Source organism: Brevibacillus brevis (assembly GCF_001039275.2).
Taxonomy (GTDB): Bacteria; Bacillota; Bacilli; order Brevibacillales; family Brevibacillaceae; genus Brevibacillus; species Brevibacillus brevis_C.
The window spans coordinates 4,495,502-4,510,667 of record NZ_CP030117.1 but is presented as its reverse complement, the minus strand read 5'-3'; the positions used below and the strand labels follow the sequence as shown (position 1 = coordinate 4,510,667).

The following is a 15,166-nucleotide window of genomic DNA, read 5'->3' as shown; positions in this document are numbered from 1 at the left end:
AGTGTTACAGACCATGATCATCCAGTTCATTCGTCTTCGGTAATGTGAGGTACAGATCAACGTAATCCCGCATTTTTTTGAAAATGCTTGGGGTTTATTTGACTGTGCCTTTTTTCATTCACCGAAATACGAATGAATGGGGTGCTTTTTTTGATGTCTACAGCTATCTCCCAGCATGTGGGGATTTTTCGTTGTCCAATTTGCCAGGCGGCTATGCAAAACGTACCTGCAACCAGCTTGGTATGCAATAATCATCATTGCTTTGATTTATCCAAGCACGGCTATGTTCACTTGGCTGCGCGAACCTACAAAACAAAGTATGACAGGCAATTGTTTGCAGCGAGAAGGGCGATAATGGAGCAAGGTTTTTTTGATCCATTGTATGACGTGTTGAGTGAAGTCATCCTGCACACGACAGAACCTGAGGAAAGCCGGATGTACGTACTGGATGCAGGATGTGGCGAGGGCTATCATCTGACGCAGGTTCGGCAGAGGGTGATGCAAACAAGCGGAGCCTCCTTTATCGGAGTGGGTGTCGATCTCGCGAAAGAGGGAGTTATGCTTGCGGCAAAGAACGATCCAGAAGTAGTTTGGTGCGTCGGTGATTTGACGAAGGCGCCGTTTGCCGACAGACAGTTCCACTCCATTTTAAATCTGTTATCTCCGTCCAATACGGATGAGTTTCATAGACTCCTGGCTGATGATGGACGAATGATCAAAGTCATTCCAGAGGCCAACTATTTGCGAGAGCTACGAGAAGTCTTGTATCAAGAGTCACCCAAAACAAAATATGCGAATCATCGTACGATCGAGCACTTCAAAGCCAGCTTCCAGCTAATCGGCAAGGAACGGGTTCAGTATCAGTTCCGACTGGATGAAGGAAATCTTTCCTCTTTGCTCCAGATGACTCCGTTGGCGTGGGGGGCGACACCTGAGCAGTTGAGCCGGGTGTCTGACTTGGCAGGAGTGGACATGACGATAGACTTGGTTGTGTTGATTGGCAGGAAATAAAGCAGCGACTGTCCTGAGCGGGAAAAATCCGTTCTGGACGGTCGCTTTCCTATTTTTACATGGTCTTTGTTGACAGCGTTCTTTATTTTTTTGAAAATAAGTATGAATAGTCGAAAAAGTTTCGGAGGGATCGTATGGGGGCGGATGAGGATGAGGCTTCCTTTTTGCGTGTAAAACCTTTTCTTGCGGATATCCAAAAGCATTGCTTGTCCCTCACGAAAAACGACTGGGATGCGCAGGATCTCCTGCAAGAAACATTGACGAAGGTGTATCGTTCCCTACAGAAGGCTCCAGACAGAGAACTAACCAAGGCATTTTTGAGGCAAATTGCCACGAATGCTTGGATCGATCATTGCCGAAAAGTAAAGGCGAATGAGCATCCCGTCCTGTTTGATGAAGCGAACTATCTGCATCAATCCACTGTATCCGATACGTTTGTGCAGAGAGAGATGTTCGAGCAACTGGCTAATCGTCTAAATGCCAGACAGATGGTGCTGATTCTCATGATGGACATTTTTTCGTTTACGGCGCAGGAAACAGCCACATTGCTACATACGACAGTAGGGGCAGTGAAAGAAGGGGTGAAGAGGGCTCGCCAGCGCTTGCTCGTGTTGGCTGAGCAATCCAGACAGGATGAAAGCCCATCCAGCAAAAAGAAAATCGACAAAGCTGGACGTCGTGATTCGTCCGGATTTGTATCAAAAGAAGGGTTCGAGCAATTTTTGGCTGCCTTTCGTGCGGGGGATGCTTATGCGATTTGTCAAACGTATCTGCGCCTCGCCGAACAGGGCGTGAGCGTGGAAAAGGTTTCGGTAGCAGGCGATCGCCTTTTCTTTGCTGTTCGTGACCCGGATGGACATTTGCTGCATTTTTTTCAGAAATGGTAGAGGTACCCGTTTCTTTTTGTTCTTTTCTTTCGTTCATGAGGGTAAAGTACATATTTGAAATAAAGGAGCGAACACAAATGAGTATCCATGTGCGTAATTTTGCGGTTGTACAGCTGCCTGTCAAAAACTTGGAGGTATCCGTAAAGTGGTACCGCGATGTACTCGGCATTCCGTTTACTTTTGAATTTTCACCCGGAGACAATGAGGCTTGGTTGAACGTAGGCGGAGTAGGTCTCGGGCTCATTCGTTGTCCAGAAGTTCCGCGTTTGGACTTTACTGATATGTCAGGACAAGCCCAGCCAATCATCTCCTTGCAGGTAGACCAAATCCATGAGGTTTATGAGGAGTTAAAAAGCAAAGGAATCGAAGTAAGTGAAATGACGTATAAGCGAGGCGGAGGTTACAGCTTTAGATTTCGTGATCCAGATGGGCATGTGAACCACCTATGGGGTGGATGGCCTTCCGCTGAGGATGAAGAGAATAACGCATAGAGTTCTTCTATCGCTCATGATGCCACCTGTGAGAGTTATGCAGGTGGTTATTCTTGTTAACGGGGCCGCGGTGGAGAGAAGAATATTTCCAGTCTACGCTCCGGGCTACGTCCTGCTAGGATGTGGGGACTGACCGCTCCGCAGTAATTTGCGGGGAAATGCAAAAGGGGTAGCCGCTACGTAGCGGTGAGCACGTTGTATTTCTTTTGCCCGCAAATCACTGCGAAGCTAGGTTGGACTTCGAAAGTCGCTAGGACTGACTGTTTGTTTTCAATCTTTAAAAGCCACTTGAAAACCCATTCGCTCGTAAGGAAACAGGAGAAATAAGCGAAGATCTTTGGGGCACCTACCGAGGCGCAATGGAAAAAGCGAAACACGCCTTTAAGCGTCCACCTCTGAAAAGCATCCCTGAGTCCCTACTTTGGACGCGGTTTCGCTTTTTCCATGGAGACGTACAGTCAATCCCCCTAGCTGGTGACCCAAGAAGCTGGAGCGTTTTCTCCTGTTTCCTCCCACCACAGTAGTTGGTATGGCGAGTATCAAAACAAGACTTAAAGTATCAAATTGATACAATTCAATCTCATTTTGATACGGTTACCACCGAAACAATAAGCCATCCGCGCCTCATTACCGTTGGCACGATCCTTGCTCTATCAATAAGGATGAAACCACCCGAGGAGGAACACATCTGATGGAAAAACGTCATCAACCCCCAATCTACGTCGTAAAAAATAAGAGAAAAAATAGCGAGAGCTCTCGCATTCCCACCTATTTGACCGAAAAAGAAACCCGTTTTGCCAAAGCTTTTCACCAATCTCTCGCAAACTACGAGCCGACTCCCCTCGTTATATTGCCTGCGTTAGCACATGAGCTGGGAGTAGGACAGGTCCTGGTAAAAGATGAATCCAAACGATTTGGGCTCAATGCCTTCAAGGTTTTGGGAGCTTCTTACGCGATGGCTCGTTTCTTGTGCGATAAGCTGGGGAAATCGACAGAAGAGATGACCTTTGAAGCATTGTGCTCCCAAGAAATGAGAGAGCGAATCGGAGAAGTCACCTTCGTCACTGCGACAGATGGCAATCACGGACGGGCAGTTGCGTGGGCTGCCAAGGCGCTCGGACAGCATGCCGTTGTGTATTTGCCTAAAGGCTCCGCCCAGCAACGGGTAGATGCGATACGCGAGGCCGGCGCACAGGCTCACGTCATCAATGGAAACTACGATGAAGCCGTGCGTCTTTCTGAACAAATGGCCAAAGAACGTGGTTGGCAAGTGATTCAAGATACGGCATGGGAAGGCTTCACGACCATTCCCGCGTGGATCATGCAGGGCTATACAACAATGGCAGCAGAGGCCATGGAACAACTCTCAGCTCTCATCGACGCCAAACAGCCGACACACCTGTTCTTGCAGGCAGGTGTCGGTTCCATGGCCGCCGCAGTCTTGGGACATTTCGTAGCGGCGCAAGCAAACAAAGACCTGACAACCGTGATCGTCGAGCCGCATAGCGCCAATTGCATGGTCCTTTCAGCAGAAGAAAATGACGGGCAACCACATGCAGCTTCGGGCGAACTCGGAACCATCATGGCAGGTCTGGCATGTGGAGAACCGAATCCGATGGCATGGGAAATCTTGCGGGAGCATGCAGACTTCTTCGTCAGCTGTGCCGATTACGTGGCGGCAAACGGCATGCGTATACTTGCGGCACCGACTGGAACCGACCCTTCCATTGTGAGCGGGGAAAGTGGAGCAGTCGGGGTAGGACTACTCGCTGCCTTAATGAGCAAGCCCATGTATCATCAACAGCGTGAGCAGCTTGGCTTGAATGAAAATTCCATTGTTTTGTGCTTTAGTACGGAAGGGGATACGGATCGGGATATCTACAGACGTATCATCTGGGAAGGCGCATGTCGACAAGAGGAGGATATGACAAAATGAACGTGACGATCAATCGAGACGAACTGATTTCATTGGTGCAGGATTTGATTCGGATTGATTCGGTGAACCCGTATCTGGATGAGGATGGACCGGGCGAAAAAGCGATCGCGGCTTTTATTCGCGAGCGTTTGGAGGCGGCTGGATTGGAGGTCCATGTCACACCTATTAACGACACAGCGGTCAATGTCGTCGGGATCCTACGGGGGACAGGCGGCGGCAAATCCTTGATGCTCAATGGACATATGGATACGGTAAGCGTCAAACGCATGGAGATTCCCCCGTTTGAGCCTACCCTTATGGACAACAAAATTTTCGGCAGAGGCAGTCAGGACATGAAGGGAAGTCTGGGGGCCATGATCGCCGCAGTAGAGGCAATCGCACAAGCAAAGGTTCCGTTGGCAGGAGATGTCATTTTGACTTTTGTCGCTGACGAGGAATATAAAAGCATCGGCACGGAGGAGCTGGTAAAGGCTTACAAAGCAGATGCGGCGATATGCTGTGAGCCTTCCGATCTGGCGATTGGCGTCGTTCACAGAGGATTTGCCTGGGTCAAATGCGAGGTGCTGGGGAAGGCAGCTCACGGAAGTCGTCCAGCAGAAGGGATTGATGCAATCGTTCGGGCGGGCAGAGTCCTGCAAGAGCTGGAGCGTCTCTCGGACAGGTTGGCTCAAGGTCCAGTTCATCCGATACTCGGTGCGGCATCTGTCCATGCTTCACTCATTCAGGGCGGAACAGAGCTATCCACCTACCCAGACTATTGCCGTATCGACTGGGAGAGAAGGACGTTGCCGGGCGAAACAGAGGCAGACGTTACAAATGAAATAAAAGCATTACTACAGAAGCTGCACACTGAAGATGAGACGTTCCAAGCAAGCGCCGAGCTGTCATTTTTGAGAGAGCCGTTTGAAGTCGGGCTGGATGAACCCGTTTATGTAGCCCTTCAGGCGGCGTGTAAGAGCGTGATGGGAAAAACACCCGATGTATGCGGATTCTCGGGATGGACGGATGCAGCATTATTGCAGGAAGCAGGAATCCCTACTGTTTTGTTTGGACCAGCAGGAGCTGGCCTGCATGCGGCAGTCGAATACGTAGAGGTGGATAGCATAGTAGACATGAGTGCCATCTTGGTGGAGACGATTTGTGATTTTTGTAGGTAAAAAATGCATAAGGGCAGGCTTCTCCTGTGATGCGCTATAATGGAGGCAAGAGATTGACGGGAGGGGAAGCCAGATGCCCTTGCGAGATATTCAAGAAAGTGTGCAACAGATTGCTTCGGCTGTTGCATCCGTTCTGCGCGTAGAGGTAGAGATTGCGGACAGTCAGTTTTTACGGATCGCAGGGACGGGGAAGAATGAGGCTGGCGTTTTGCGGACGATGGCAGGAGAGGACCATATATACCGGGAGTCGTTGCTCGCCGGGCATCCTGTTGTGATTATGCATCCGGGGCAGGATGAGCGGTGCCGTCCCTGTATACATTATGGAAATTGCAAGGAGACGGGAGAGATTTGTTGCCCGATACAACTAGACAATGAAAATATAGGTGTGATCGGCCTGCTCGCTTTCGATGAGGAGCAGCGTGAGCGGTTGTTTGCGGATGTGGATGCGATATTGACCTATTTGCAAAAAATGGCCGAGCTGATTGCCATTAAGCTAAAAGAGCACTATTTGTACGTCGAGCAGATGCATACGGTAGAAAAGCTGCGTGTCGTCATGGATGAAATGGACAAGGCCATGCTTCTCGTCGATCAAGACAATCGGATCATACAGGCGAACCAGCGTGCCCGGCTATATTTGCAGCTCGATCACAACGACAGTCAAACAGCAGAATGGATAGATGCTATTCGCCGTGCTGATGCCGCGCAATCTGCACCAAAGCAGGTCGTTTTGTCCATCGGGCAGGAAGACAAGACATTTTTGTTTGCTATCAAGCCCATTCTACTGGCAGGAACGGTCAAAGAATGGGTGATTACGCTTGATGATGTACAGGAAGTCGTGCAAATTGCAAGGCAGGTGAGTGGATACTCGGAGCCAGACCCTTTTCAGATGATCGGTGGAAACAGTCCTGCGATCGTACAGGCAAAGGAAGTGGCAAAACGTGTGGCAGCCAGTGATTCGACTGTCCTGCTCCAAGGTGAAAGTGGTACTGGCAAGGAGCTCTTTGCCAAAGCCATACATCAGGCAAGCCCGCGCCGAGACGAACCGTTCCTCTCGATTAATTGCGCGGCAATTCCTGAGCATTTAATAGAAAGCGAATTGTTCGGTTATGAGGAAGGCTCATTCACAGGAGCGCGAAAAGGTGGAAAACCGGGATTATTCGAGGTCGCAGGAAAAGGCACACTGTTTCTCGATGAAATCGGGGATATGCCTATGCATTTACAGAGCAAGCTGCTGCGCGTGTTGCAAGAAAAGGAACTGTTCCGAATCGGAGGTAACGGCAAGCCCATACGCTTAACAGCAAGGATCATTGCAGCGACCCATCTGGATTTGCAGGAGCGGGTAGACGCGGGGTTGTTTCGGTTGGATCTGTACTATCGATTGCATGTGATTCCCATTTACTTGCCTTCGCTGCGAGAACGTAGAGAGGATATACTGCCTTTGGCAAACGATATCCTTTTGGCGCATGTGAATCGAGCGGGGAAGAAGATGCACGGCTTTTCCCAAGAGACGCAAAACGTCCTGTTTCATCACGACTGGAGAGGAAATGTCCGAGAGCTGGAAAATGTAATCGAGTACGCGGTCAATATGGAAGCAACTTCTTGGGTTCAGCCGTCGAGCTTGCCCATTCGAACGGGAATTCTACGAGAATCTTCCCTACATTCCGTAAAAGAAAGTCAGGGGCTATTCGACTGGCAAAAGCAAGGACTGATGCTGAAAGAATTGGAACGGGCAGCAATCAATACCGCGATGCAACAAATCCGGGATAGAAACGGACGAAAAGAAGAAGCAGCTGCGCTATTAGGGATAAGTCGGGCAACGCTGTTTCGGAAACTGCGCGAGTACGGTCTCACCTGATCTATGCGTCTGGCCGATTTTTTGGGATTGGGCGGATAATGTGTTATGATGGTTTCGATACAGGAAAATAGAATGGTAAAAGGAAGGAGTGCCAAAAGAAAATGAGAGAAGTTTTAGGATGGATTCGATCGATAACTTTTGCTGTCGTTTTCGCTCTTGTCCTCGGAATCTTTGTATTTCAACCGTTCAAGGTTGATGGGCATTCCATGGACCCTACCTTACAAGACGAGCAGCGCATATATGTGTCAAAACTATCACACACGTTTTCTTATTTGCCAGATTACGGCGATATTGTCGTGATTGACAGTCGGGTAGAGCGTGACCGTACTTTGATGGACGATATCGTGGGGCATCCATTGGTATCGCTGGTCACAGGTCAGGGCGATGACCACACGATGTATGTGAAGCGGGTCATTGGAAGACCAGGCGACGTACTAGAGTTCAAAGACAACAAGGTATATCGAAACGGTGAGGCATTAAACGAACCATACATCAAAGAAACGATGGAATACGTAGCGGACGGAAAGATCACGGTTCCAGCCGATCATGTTTATGTCATGGGGGATAACCGGAATAACAGCACAGATTCCCGCGATATTGGCTTTATTCCGCTGGATCATGTGATGGGAACCATGATCGAAAATCCTCTCAAGAAGTAAAACGTGAAGGAGAAAAGGTTGTCCATTTATGGGCAACCTTTTTTTCGATGAAACAAAACTCTTCTGTCCCCGTCTTACGGGTAATGAATACGAAGGGGAAGAGGTGTAGTCCTTGAAAAAACAGTTTATCTTCACCAAGCTTTTATTAATAGGGATGCTTGTTTGTGCAACTACTGTAAGTGCACACTCTTCAAGTAACTCAAATGCGGGGTCCCACTATCATTTCATCCCGAACGCGAAACCAACTGACTGGCAAGACGCCAAGATCATGCCACCTCCAGATCCCGATGAGTGGAAGACCCATGTAAGACTTTTGAAGACGGACTGATAGCAGTCAATATGGTAAACTAATACCAGCCCCATTCTCTTTAGGCTGGTATTTCTTTTGCTATTTAATTAGGTAATGGTCGAGGAGGACGGCTTATGCCCAGCATTTTGATAGCGGATCGGGACCAGAACGAACGAATCGGGATCGGATGGCTCGTCAACAGCTATGCCATTCCGTATGACAAGGTGCATAGTGCCGGGACCATGGAAGACGTTTTCGAAATGTTGGAAGCGCATACACCCGAAGTGCTTTGTATTGAACTGGACATGATCGGGCGCGGGCAGTGGGACCGGCTGAAGCTTTTGGTGGACCAGTATCGTCCGACCGTTGTGGTGACCACATCAGAGGCGACGTTTGAGCGGGCAATGCAGGGGATTGGACTTTTGGCACGCGATCTATGGTTGAAGCCACAGACACCGGAATACATCAGGAGAATCCTGACGAGATGCTGCCAGGAGCGCTTGGATCGAAAGCGAATGAGCGAAGAGAAGGGAACGGGATCGGACAATGCTAGGGACGTCACGTATCTTGACCTGTTTTTCCCCGGGCATGCACAAGCCAAGTCTTATTCACTCATGCTGGCTCAACTGGAGGAGCCGAAAAGGCATCCGGAACTGCTGCGCTTTTTTGAGGAATATCCGTTTCGCGACAAGCCCGATCTTTTGCCGCTAGGGGAGGCCATTGTGGGGGTATTTCCAGTGGATGCTGCGGTCTCGCCTTCTACGCTCCACCAAATGGGCAAGCGCTTGCTGATGGATTGGGAAGCAAACAATGATGCGCCGCTCTTTTTGGTTATGTATGACGCAAGCAACCATGAGCAGAGCTTGAACGAATCGTATGCGGAAGCGAGCCAAGCCCTGCAAGTCCGCTTTTTCAAAGGATATCGGCAAGTGACGGTCGTGGATCATCGTGTGAATTGGACGATGATAGACCCATTTTTGACGCCAGCCGAACAGCGCACGTGGGTTGAAATGCTGGATGAAGGCAATCGGGAAGAGTTGAAGCAGTGGCTGTATACACATTTCTTTTACAAGGAAGAGCCTTTTCCGGAGCCGGGACTGTTGCGTATTCGGCTGACAAGTATTTTGGCCCAAGTCAGGCGCTACATGATATCACGAGGTCTGGACTCCGCATCTTTGGAAGAGGAGTATCACCGGGTTTTCGAAACGATTCTTTACTCGCCGATTTTGTATCGGATCGTCGTGGAACTGCTGCTGTTCATTAATCAGCTTCTTGATGCCGCCCATCATTCCGTCGACGAGTCCCGCGTAGATGTCGTGGAACAGGCGATTCGTTATATAGAAGGGCGTTACACCGATCCTGCACTGCGCTTGGAGGAAGTCGCGCGCTATATCGACCGCAGCCCTTCCTATTTCAGTACACTGCTCGCACAAAAGCAAGGAAGCTCTTTTCGCCAGATACTCACATCCTTGCGAGTAAAAGAAGCACGCCGATTGCTTCTCGAGACATCCTTGTCTGTCCAAGAGGTGGCAGAGCGATGTGGATTCATTAACGCCAATTATTTCAGTAAAATTTTTAAGGAAAAGACAGGGACAACTCCACGTTTGTTACGAAATCAGAAGAAAAGATAGAAATCGAAAGAAAAGACAGATTTTTTCGTCAAACCATGAATGCGGTTGCAAATGAATCGAAAATAGAGGCACCAAATCGAAAGCGCGGTGCCTTTTTTGTCTTTCCTTGCTTTTTTACAATGGAGCTAAGAAATACATCCTTTTAGAAAAGCAGGTGGGAATGATGACGACGACACAATCCGTTGAGCAAATGATCCAAGCCTTTTCGGGTACCCAATTACACACAAAGGGATGGGTGCAGGAAGCGGCGTTGCGCATGCTTTTGAACAACCTCAATCCTGATGTAGCGGAGCGTACAGAGGATTTGGTCGTATACGGCGGAATTGGCAAGGCGGCACGGAACTGGGAATGCTTCGATGCGATTGTCAAAACATTGCAAACATTAGAGAGTGATGAAACACTCCTCATCCAGTCCGGGAAACCGGTTGCTGTATTCAAGTCGCATACGGATGCGCCGCGTGTACTGTTGGCTAACTCGAATCTGGTGCCTGCCTGGGCGAATTGGGAGCATTTCCACGAGCTGGACAAAAAGGGTTTGATGATGTACGGACAAATGACAGCGGGAAGCTGGATTTACATTGGCAGCCAGGGCATCGTGCAAGGAACGTACGAGACGTTTGCAGAACTGGCACGCCAGCATTTTGAAGGCACGCTGACCGGAACGATTACCGTGACTGCAGGCTTGGGGGGCATGGGTGGTGCGCAACCGTTGGCCGTATCGCTCAATGGTGGTGTCAGCATCAATATCGAGGTGGACCCGACCCGTATCCAACGCAGACTGGACACGAAATACCTGGATGTGATGACAGAAAGTCTGGACGAAGCGATCCGTTTGGCGGAAGAAGCGAAACGCGACAAAAAAGGCATTTCCATCGGGCTGTTAGGCAATGCACCTGAAGTGCTGAATGCCATGCTGGCTCGCGACTTTATCCCGGATGTGCTGACGGATCAGACCTCCTCGCATGATCCGCTCAACGGCTACATTCCCATCGGCATGTCACTGGAGCAAGCAGCCGAACTGCGGACACGCGATCCGAAAGCGTACGAATCTCGCGCAAAAGCAAGCATCGCTGAACACGTTCGCGCCATGCTCGCCATGCAGGAAAAAGGAGCCGTTACTTTCGACTATGGCAATAACATCAGGCAGGTGGCAAAAAACGAAGGTGTGGAGGATGCATTCCGCTTCCCTGGCTTCGTGCCAGCCTACATCCGTCCGCAATTTTGTGAGGGCAAGGGGCCGTTCCGTTGGGTAGCACTGTCCGGTGACCCTGAGGATATTTACAAGACAGACGAAGTCATTCTGCGCGAGTTTTCCTACAACACGCATCTGTGCAACTGGATTCGTATGGCGCAGGAGCGCATTCAGTTTCAGGGACTGCCTTCCCGCATTTGCTGGCTAGGCTATGGTGAGCGTGCCCGTTTTGGTCAAATCATCAATGAGATGGTGGCGCGCGGTGAGCTATCGGCCCCTATCGTCATTGGACGTGATCATCTGGACTCCGGTTCTGTCGCTTCGCCAAACCGTGAGACAGAAGCGATGAAGGACGGCAGCGATGCGGTTGCAGACTGGCCGATTCTCAATGCCATGATCAATGCGGTAGGCGGAGCGAGCTGGGTATCGGTACACCATGGTGGCGGCGTTGGCATGGGCTACTCTCTCCACGCTGGAATGGTCATAGTGGCTGACGGAACACCAGAAGCAGCACGTCGTCTGGAGCGCGTTCTCACGACAGATCCAGGCATGGGCATCGTCCGACATGTCGATGCAGGGTACGACCTCGCGATTCAAACAGCCAAGGAAAAAGGCGTCCACATTCCGATGATGAAGGAGTAAGAGCCATGACTAAACCTGTATGGATTCGCCACGCCAGTCAGCTTGCCACGCTGGCTGGCGGCTCCTCTTCCCCTGTAGTAGGAGCGCAAATGAACGAGCTGTCGATCATCGAGGACGGAAGCATCTGGTTAGAAGACGGCGTTATCCAGCGTGTAGGAACAGATGAAGAGCTGGCGCTTTCCTATCGAGACCGTGTGCATGAGGCGCAAATCATCGATGCTTCGGGTAAGCTGGTCACGCCAGGGCTGATTGATCCGCATACACATCTGGTGCACGCGGGCAGTCGGCAAAACGAGTTTAACATGCGGCTAAACGGTGCGACCTATATGGAGATTATGAACAATGGCGGCGGAATTCACTCGACTACCGCAGCGACACGTGCAGCTACCCACGAAGAGTTGTTTGCCCAGAGTAAGCAGCGTCTCGACCAATTTCTGCTGCATGGGGTCACAACCGTCGAGGCGAAAAGCGGCTACGGCCTGACATTGGAGGATGAGCTAAAGCAGCTCGAGGTCGCTAAGCAGTTGCATGAGGAACATTCCATCGACATCGTCAGTACTTTCATGGGTGCACATGCGGTGCCGCGCGAATACAAGGAAAACCCGGATGCATTTGTAGACGTGGTCATCGAGGAAATGATCCCAGAGGTCGCCCGTCGCAAGCTGGCTGTTTTTAATGATGTGTTTTGCGAAAGAGGTGTGTTTACCCCGGAACAGTCCCGACGCATTCTCGAAGCAGGGGTCCGTCATGGGTTGCTGCCGAAGATTCATGCGGACGAAATCGAACCCTATGAAGGAGCAGAGCTGGCAGCTTCGGTTGGCGCGGTATCTGCGGATCATTTGCTGCGCGCCTCCGACAAGGGGATTGAACAGATGGCAGAAGCGGGTGTCATCGCTGTGTTACTGCCCGGAACGGCGTTTTTCCTGATGGCAGAGTCTGCAAATGGCAGGAAAATGATTGATCGTGGCGTGGCTGTCGCGATTTCGACAGACTGCAATCCGGGCTCGTCTCCAACGGTTTCGCTCCCACTCATCATGAATCTGGGGTGTCTGAAAATGGGGATGACGCCAGCCGAGGTGCTGACGGCAGCTACCATCAATGCTGCTCACGCAATCCGCTGCGCCAATGAAGTCGGCAGTCTTGAGATTGGAAAAAAAGCAGATGTCACGATTTTTGACGTTCCTGATTTCATGACCTTGCAATATCGGTATGGAATCAACCACGTAAACACGGTAATCAAAAACGGAAATATTGTCGTCGCTGGGGGCAGACTGGCGTAATACGAAAGAGAGCAAAAGAAAACGGATAGAAGTGGGGGAGACCGGCTTGTCTTTGAAATGGGGGGACATGTATGGGCAATATTTCGAACAGCAATCTTGCACCGCATCCTAGGCAGCAAGCCGTATCCACCACACATGCTTGGAAGTTTTTTGTTTTTAGTCTCATTGGCATTTTCGTCTTTTTTATCCCTGTTACGATTCATAACACGAGCTCGATTATGCTGGATCATATCGTGACATGGGTTCGGCAAATCATGCCGAGTGCGATACCGGTATATGCCTTGCTTGTAATTGTGCTTGGGGCCATTTATCCGTTTGTAACGGGCAGTTGGAAGCAGAGCAAAGTAAACCTTGTCTTTTCCGCGCTAAAAGTACTGGGAGTACCTATCGCTCTATTGATCTATTTTCAGGCGGGGCCTGCATGGCTGCTGGACAAGGATATGGGGCCATTTCTCTTCGAAAAACTGGTGATTCCCGTAGGTATGGTGGTTCCGATCGGCTCCGTGTTCTTGGCTCTGCTGGTTGGCTACGGGCTTTTGGAATTTATCGGTGTACTGGTACAACCGATCATGCGCCCGATTTGGAAAACACCTGGCCGCTCTGCCGTAGATGCGGTGGCTTCCTTTGTGGGAAGCTATTCGATCGGTCTTTTGATCACGAATCGGGTATTCAAAGAAGGCAAGTATACGATTAAAGAAGCAGCCATTATTGCAACAGGCTTTTCCACCGTTTCTGCGACATTTATGATCGTCATTGCGAAAACATTGGATTTGATGAATTACTGGAATCTCTACTTCTGGGTGTCGCTCGTAGTGACATTTCTCGTAACCGCAGTGACGGTGCGTATTTGGCCGCTGTCCAGCATGAGCGATGCGTATTACCAGGACGACGGAGATCCTGAAAAAGTAATCAAGGAAAAGCGGTTGCGCCAGGCGTGGACGGAAGCGATGGAAGCGGCGGAAAAGGCGCTGCCGCTAACACGGAACATTTGGGAGAACTTGCGGGATGGCTTCATCATGACCATGAGTATTCTCCCGTCCATCATGTCGGTCGGTTTACTCGGGTTGGTGCTGGCCGAATTTACCCCTTTGTTTGACTGGCTTGGTTACTTGTTTTATCCGATTACATGGCTCTTGCAAATTCCAGAGCCGATGCTGGCTGCAAAAGCGTCAGCGATCGAAATTGCCGAGATGTTTTTGCCAGCTCTGCTTGTAGTGAAGGCACCGCTAGTCACCAAGTTTGTGATTGCGGTCGTTTCGGTTTCTTCCATTCTGTTCTTTTCAGCGACAATTCCTTGCATTTTGTCCACGGAGATTCCGATTAGTATTCCAAAGCTTCTGGTGATTTGGGTAGAGCGTACGATTCTAACCCTGCTGCTTGTGACCCCTCTAGCTTTCCTGCTTCTACCATAAGCAAGAAAAGTGGTATGATGGTGGCAGGTTCGAACAAGCAGAGGAAAGAAGGGGTAGTCATGTCAGGATTCGGAATATTCCGTGACGTGGTCACGTCAGAGCAGCAACTGCGCGAAATGGTCGGAGAGCCAAGTCGTCTCGTACAGAACAAGGCGATAACCCAGCTAGATGACCATAGCCGCAATTATATTGCCCAATCGCCATTTCTCATCTTGGCCACAGCAGACAAAGATGGCCATTGCGATGCTTCGCCACGTGGAGATGCGCCTGGCTTTGTGCATGTCATCGATGATCACCATCTCGTCATCCCTGAGCGCCCGGGAAACAAGCGGATGGACTCCATCACGAACATTTTGGTCAACCCGCATATTGGGCTTATCTTTTTGATTCCTACGCTGGAAGAGACGTTCCGCGTGAACGGCAAGGCTTGCATTATTCGCGATGAAGAAATACTGGCGAAGATGGCGGTAAACGGAAAGGTGCCTACGCTTGGGATCGGCGTAAAGGTAGAGGAGTGCTTCGTCCACTGTGCGAAGGCATTTATGCGCTCCGGTCTATGGAAGCCGGAGTCATGGCCAGCAGAGGGGACGACTCCTAATGTGGCGCAAATGCTGGCGGACCATGTGAAGCTTCCCGGTGTGACGGCAAAAGAAGTGGCAGAGGGCTTGCAAGACAGCTATACGAAGCGGTTGTACTAATCATGTCAAAGAGAAAAGGCAGCCAT

12 protein-coding genes are annotated in these 15,166 nt (G+C 50.2%); all 12 read left to right on the top strand.

Features of this window, described 5'->3' with window-relative positions; all coding sequences use genetic code 11:
* Positions 1-153 precede the first annotated feature (153 nt).
* The 12 genes from AB432_RS21825 to AB432_RS21755 all read left to right on the top strand — a co-directional run bounded on the left by AB432_RS21825 (position 154) and on the right by AB432_RS21755 (position 15,140).
* Entirely contained in the window at positions 154-1,011 is an 858-nt protein-coding gene (locus tag AB432_RS21825) for a putative RNA methyltransferase (RefSeq protein ID WP_048034058.1), read from the top strand.
* A 134-nt stretch (positions 1,012-1,145) separates the two neighbouring features.
* Positions 1,146-1,898, top strand: a complete 753-nt coding sequence (locus AB432_RS21820) for an RNA polymerase sigma factor (RefSeq protein WP_048034057.1) — start codon at positions 1,146-1,148, stop codon at positions 1,896-1,898.
* 77 nt (positions 1,899-1,975) lie between these two features.
* Positions 1,976-2,389: a VOC family protein gene (locus AB432_RS21815; RefSeq protein WP_048034056.1), complete on the top strand. Its 414-nt coding sequence runs from the start codon at positions 1,976-1,978 to the stop codon at positions 2,387-2,389.
* 691 nt (positions 2,390-3,080) lie between these two features.
* On the top strand, positions 3,081-4,325 hold the full coding sequence (gene dpaL / locus AB432_RS21800; RefSeq protein ID WP_048034054.1) for a diaminopropionate ammonia-lyase: 1,245 nt from the start codon (positions 3,081-3,083) through the stop codon (positions 4,323-4,325).
* On the top strand, positions 4,322-5,482 hold the full coding sequence (locus AB432_RS21795; RefSeq protein WP_048034053.1) for an ArgE/DapE family deacylase: 1,161 nt from the start codon (positions 4,322-4,324) through the stop codon (positions 5,480-5,482). The genes dpaL and AB432_RS21795 overlap by 4 nt, the downstream gene beginning before the upstream one ends.
* A gap of 73 nt (positions 5,483-5,555) precedes the next feature.
* The gene (locus tag AB432_RS21790; protein ID WP_048034052.1) at positions 5,556-7,337 is read left to right on the top strand and encodes a sigma-54-dependent Fis family transcriptional regulator; all 1,782 of its coding nucleotides are present in this window, start codon (positions 5,556-5,558) and stop codon (positions 7,335-7,337) included.
* A gap of 101 nt (positions 7,338-7,438) precedes the next feature.
* On the top strand, positions 7,439-7,996 hold the full coding sequence (lepB, locus tag AB432_RS21785; protein ID WP_048034051.1) for a signal peptidase I: 558 nt from the start codon (positions 7,439-7,441) through the stop codon (positions 7,994-7,996).
* Between the two features lie 423 nt (positions 7,997-8,419).
* On the top strand, positions 8,420-9,916 hold the full coding sequence (locus AB432_RS21775; protein WP_048034049.1) for a helix-turn-helix domain-containing protein: 1,497 nt from the start codon (positions 8,420-8,422) through the stop codon (positions 9,914-9,916).
* Positions 9,917-10,079: 163 nt separating this feature from the next.
* Positions 10,080-11,750: a urocanate hydratase gene (gene hutU / locus AB432_RS21770; RefSeq protein ID WP_048034048.1), complete on the top strand. Its 1,671-nt coding sequence runs from the start codon at positions 10,080-10,082 to the stop codon at positions 11,748-11,750.
* A gap of 5 nt (positions 11,751-11,755) precedes the next feature.
* The gene (gene hutI, locus AB432_RS21765; protein WP_048034047.1) at positions 11,756-13,030 is read left to right on the top strand and encodes an imidazolonepropionase; all 1,275 of its coding nucleotides are present in this window, start codon (positions 11,756-11,758) and stop codon (positions 13,028-13,030) included.
* 71 nt (positions 13,031-13,101) lie between these two features.
* Positions 13,102-14,442, top strand: a complete 1,341-nt coding sequence (locus tag AB432_RS21760; RefSeq protein WP_048034046.1) for a YjiH family protein — start codon at positions 13,102-13,104, stop codon at positions 14,440-14,442.
* Positions 14,443-14,501: 59 nt separating this feature from the next.
* Positions 14,502-15,140, top strand: a complete 639-nt coding sequence (locus tag AB432_RS21755) for a pyridoxamine 5'-phosphate oxidase family protein (RefSeq protein ID WP_048034045.1) — start codon at positions 14,502-14,504, stop codon at positions 15,138-15,140.
* The last annotated feature ends 26 nt before the right edge of the window (positions 15,141-15,166 follow it).

Excerpts from the sequence above, each read along its gene's own strand:
- AB432_RS21825 (WP_048034058.1), top strand. The coding sequence starts at position 154 with ATGTCTACAGCTATCTCCCAGCATGTGGGGATTTTTCGTTGTCCAATT.
- AB432_RS21820 (WP_048034057.1), top strand. The coding sequence starts at position 1,146 with ATGGGGGCGGATGAGGATGAGGCTTCCTTTTTGCGTGTAAAACCTTTT.
- AB432_RS21815 (WP_048034056.1), top strand. The coding sequence starts at position 1,976 with ATGAGTATCCATGTGCGTAATTTTGCGGTTGTACAGCTGCCTGTCAAA.
- dpaL (WP_048034054.1), top strand. The coding sequence starts at position 3,081 with ATGGAAAAACGTCATCAACCCCCAATCTACGTCGTAAAAAATAAGAGA.
- AB432_RS21795 (WP_048034053.1), top strand. The coding sequence starts at position 4,322 with ATGAACGTGACGATCAATCGAGACGAACTGATTTCATTGGTGCAGGAT.
- AB432_RS21790 (WP_048034052.1), top strand. The coding sequence starts at position 5,556 with ATGCCCTTGCGAGATATTCAAGAAAGTGTGCAACAGATTGCTTCGGCT.
- lepB (WP_048034051.1), top strand. The coding sequence starts at position 7,439 with ATGAGAGAAGTTTTAGGATGGATTCGATCGATAACTTTTGCTGTCGTT.
- AB432_RS21775 (WP_048034049.1), top strand. The coding sequence starts at position 8,420 with ATGCCCAGCATTTTGATAGCGGATCGGGACCAGAACGAACGAATCGGG.
- hutU (WP_048034048.1), top strand. The coding sequence starts at position 10,080 with ATGACGACGACACAATCCGTTGAGCAAATGATCCAAGCCTTTTCGGGT.
- hutI (WP_048034047.1), top strand. The coding sequence starts at position 11,756 with ATGACTAAACCTGTATGGATTCGCCACGCCAGTCAGCTTGCCACGCTG.
- AB432_RS21760 (WP_048034046.1), top strand. The coding sequence starts at position 13,102 with ATGGGCAATATTTCGAACAGCAATCTTGCACCGCATCCTAGGCAGCAA.
- AB432_RS21755 (WP_048034045.1), top strand. The coding sequence starts at position 14,502 with ATGTCAGGATTCGGAATATTCCGTGACGTGGTCACGTCAGAGCAGCAA.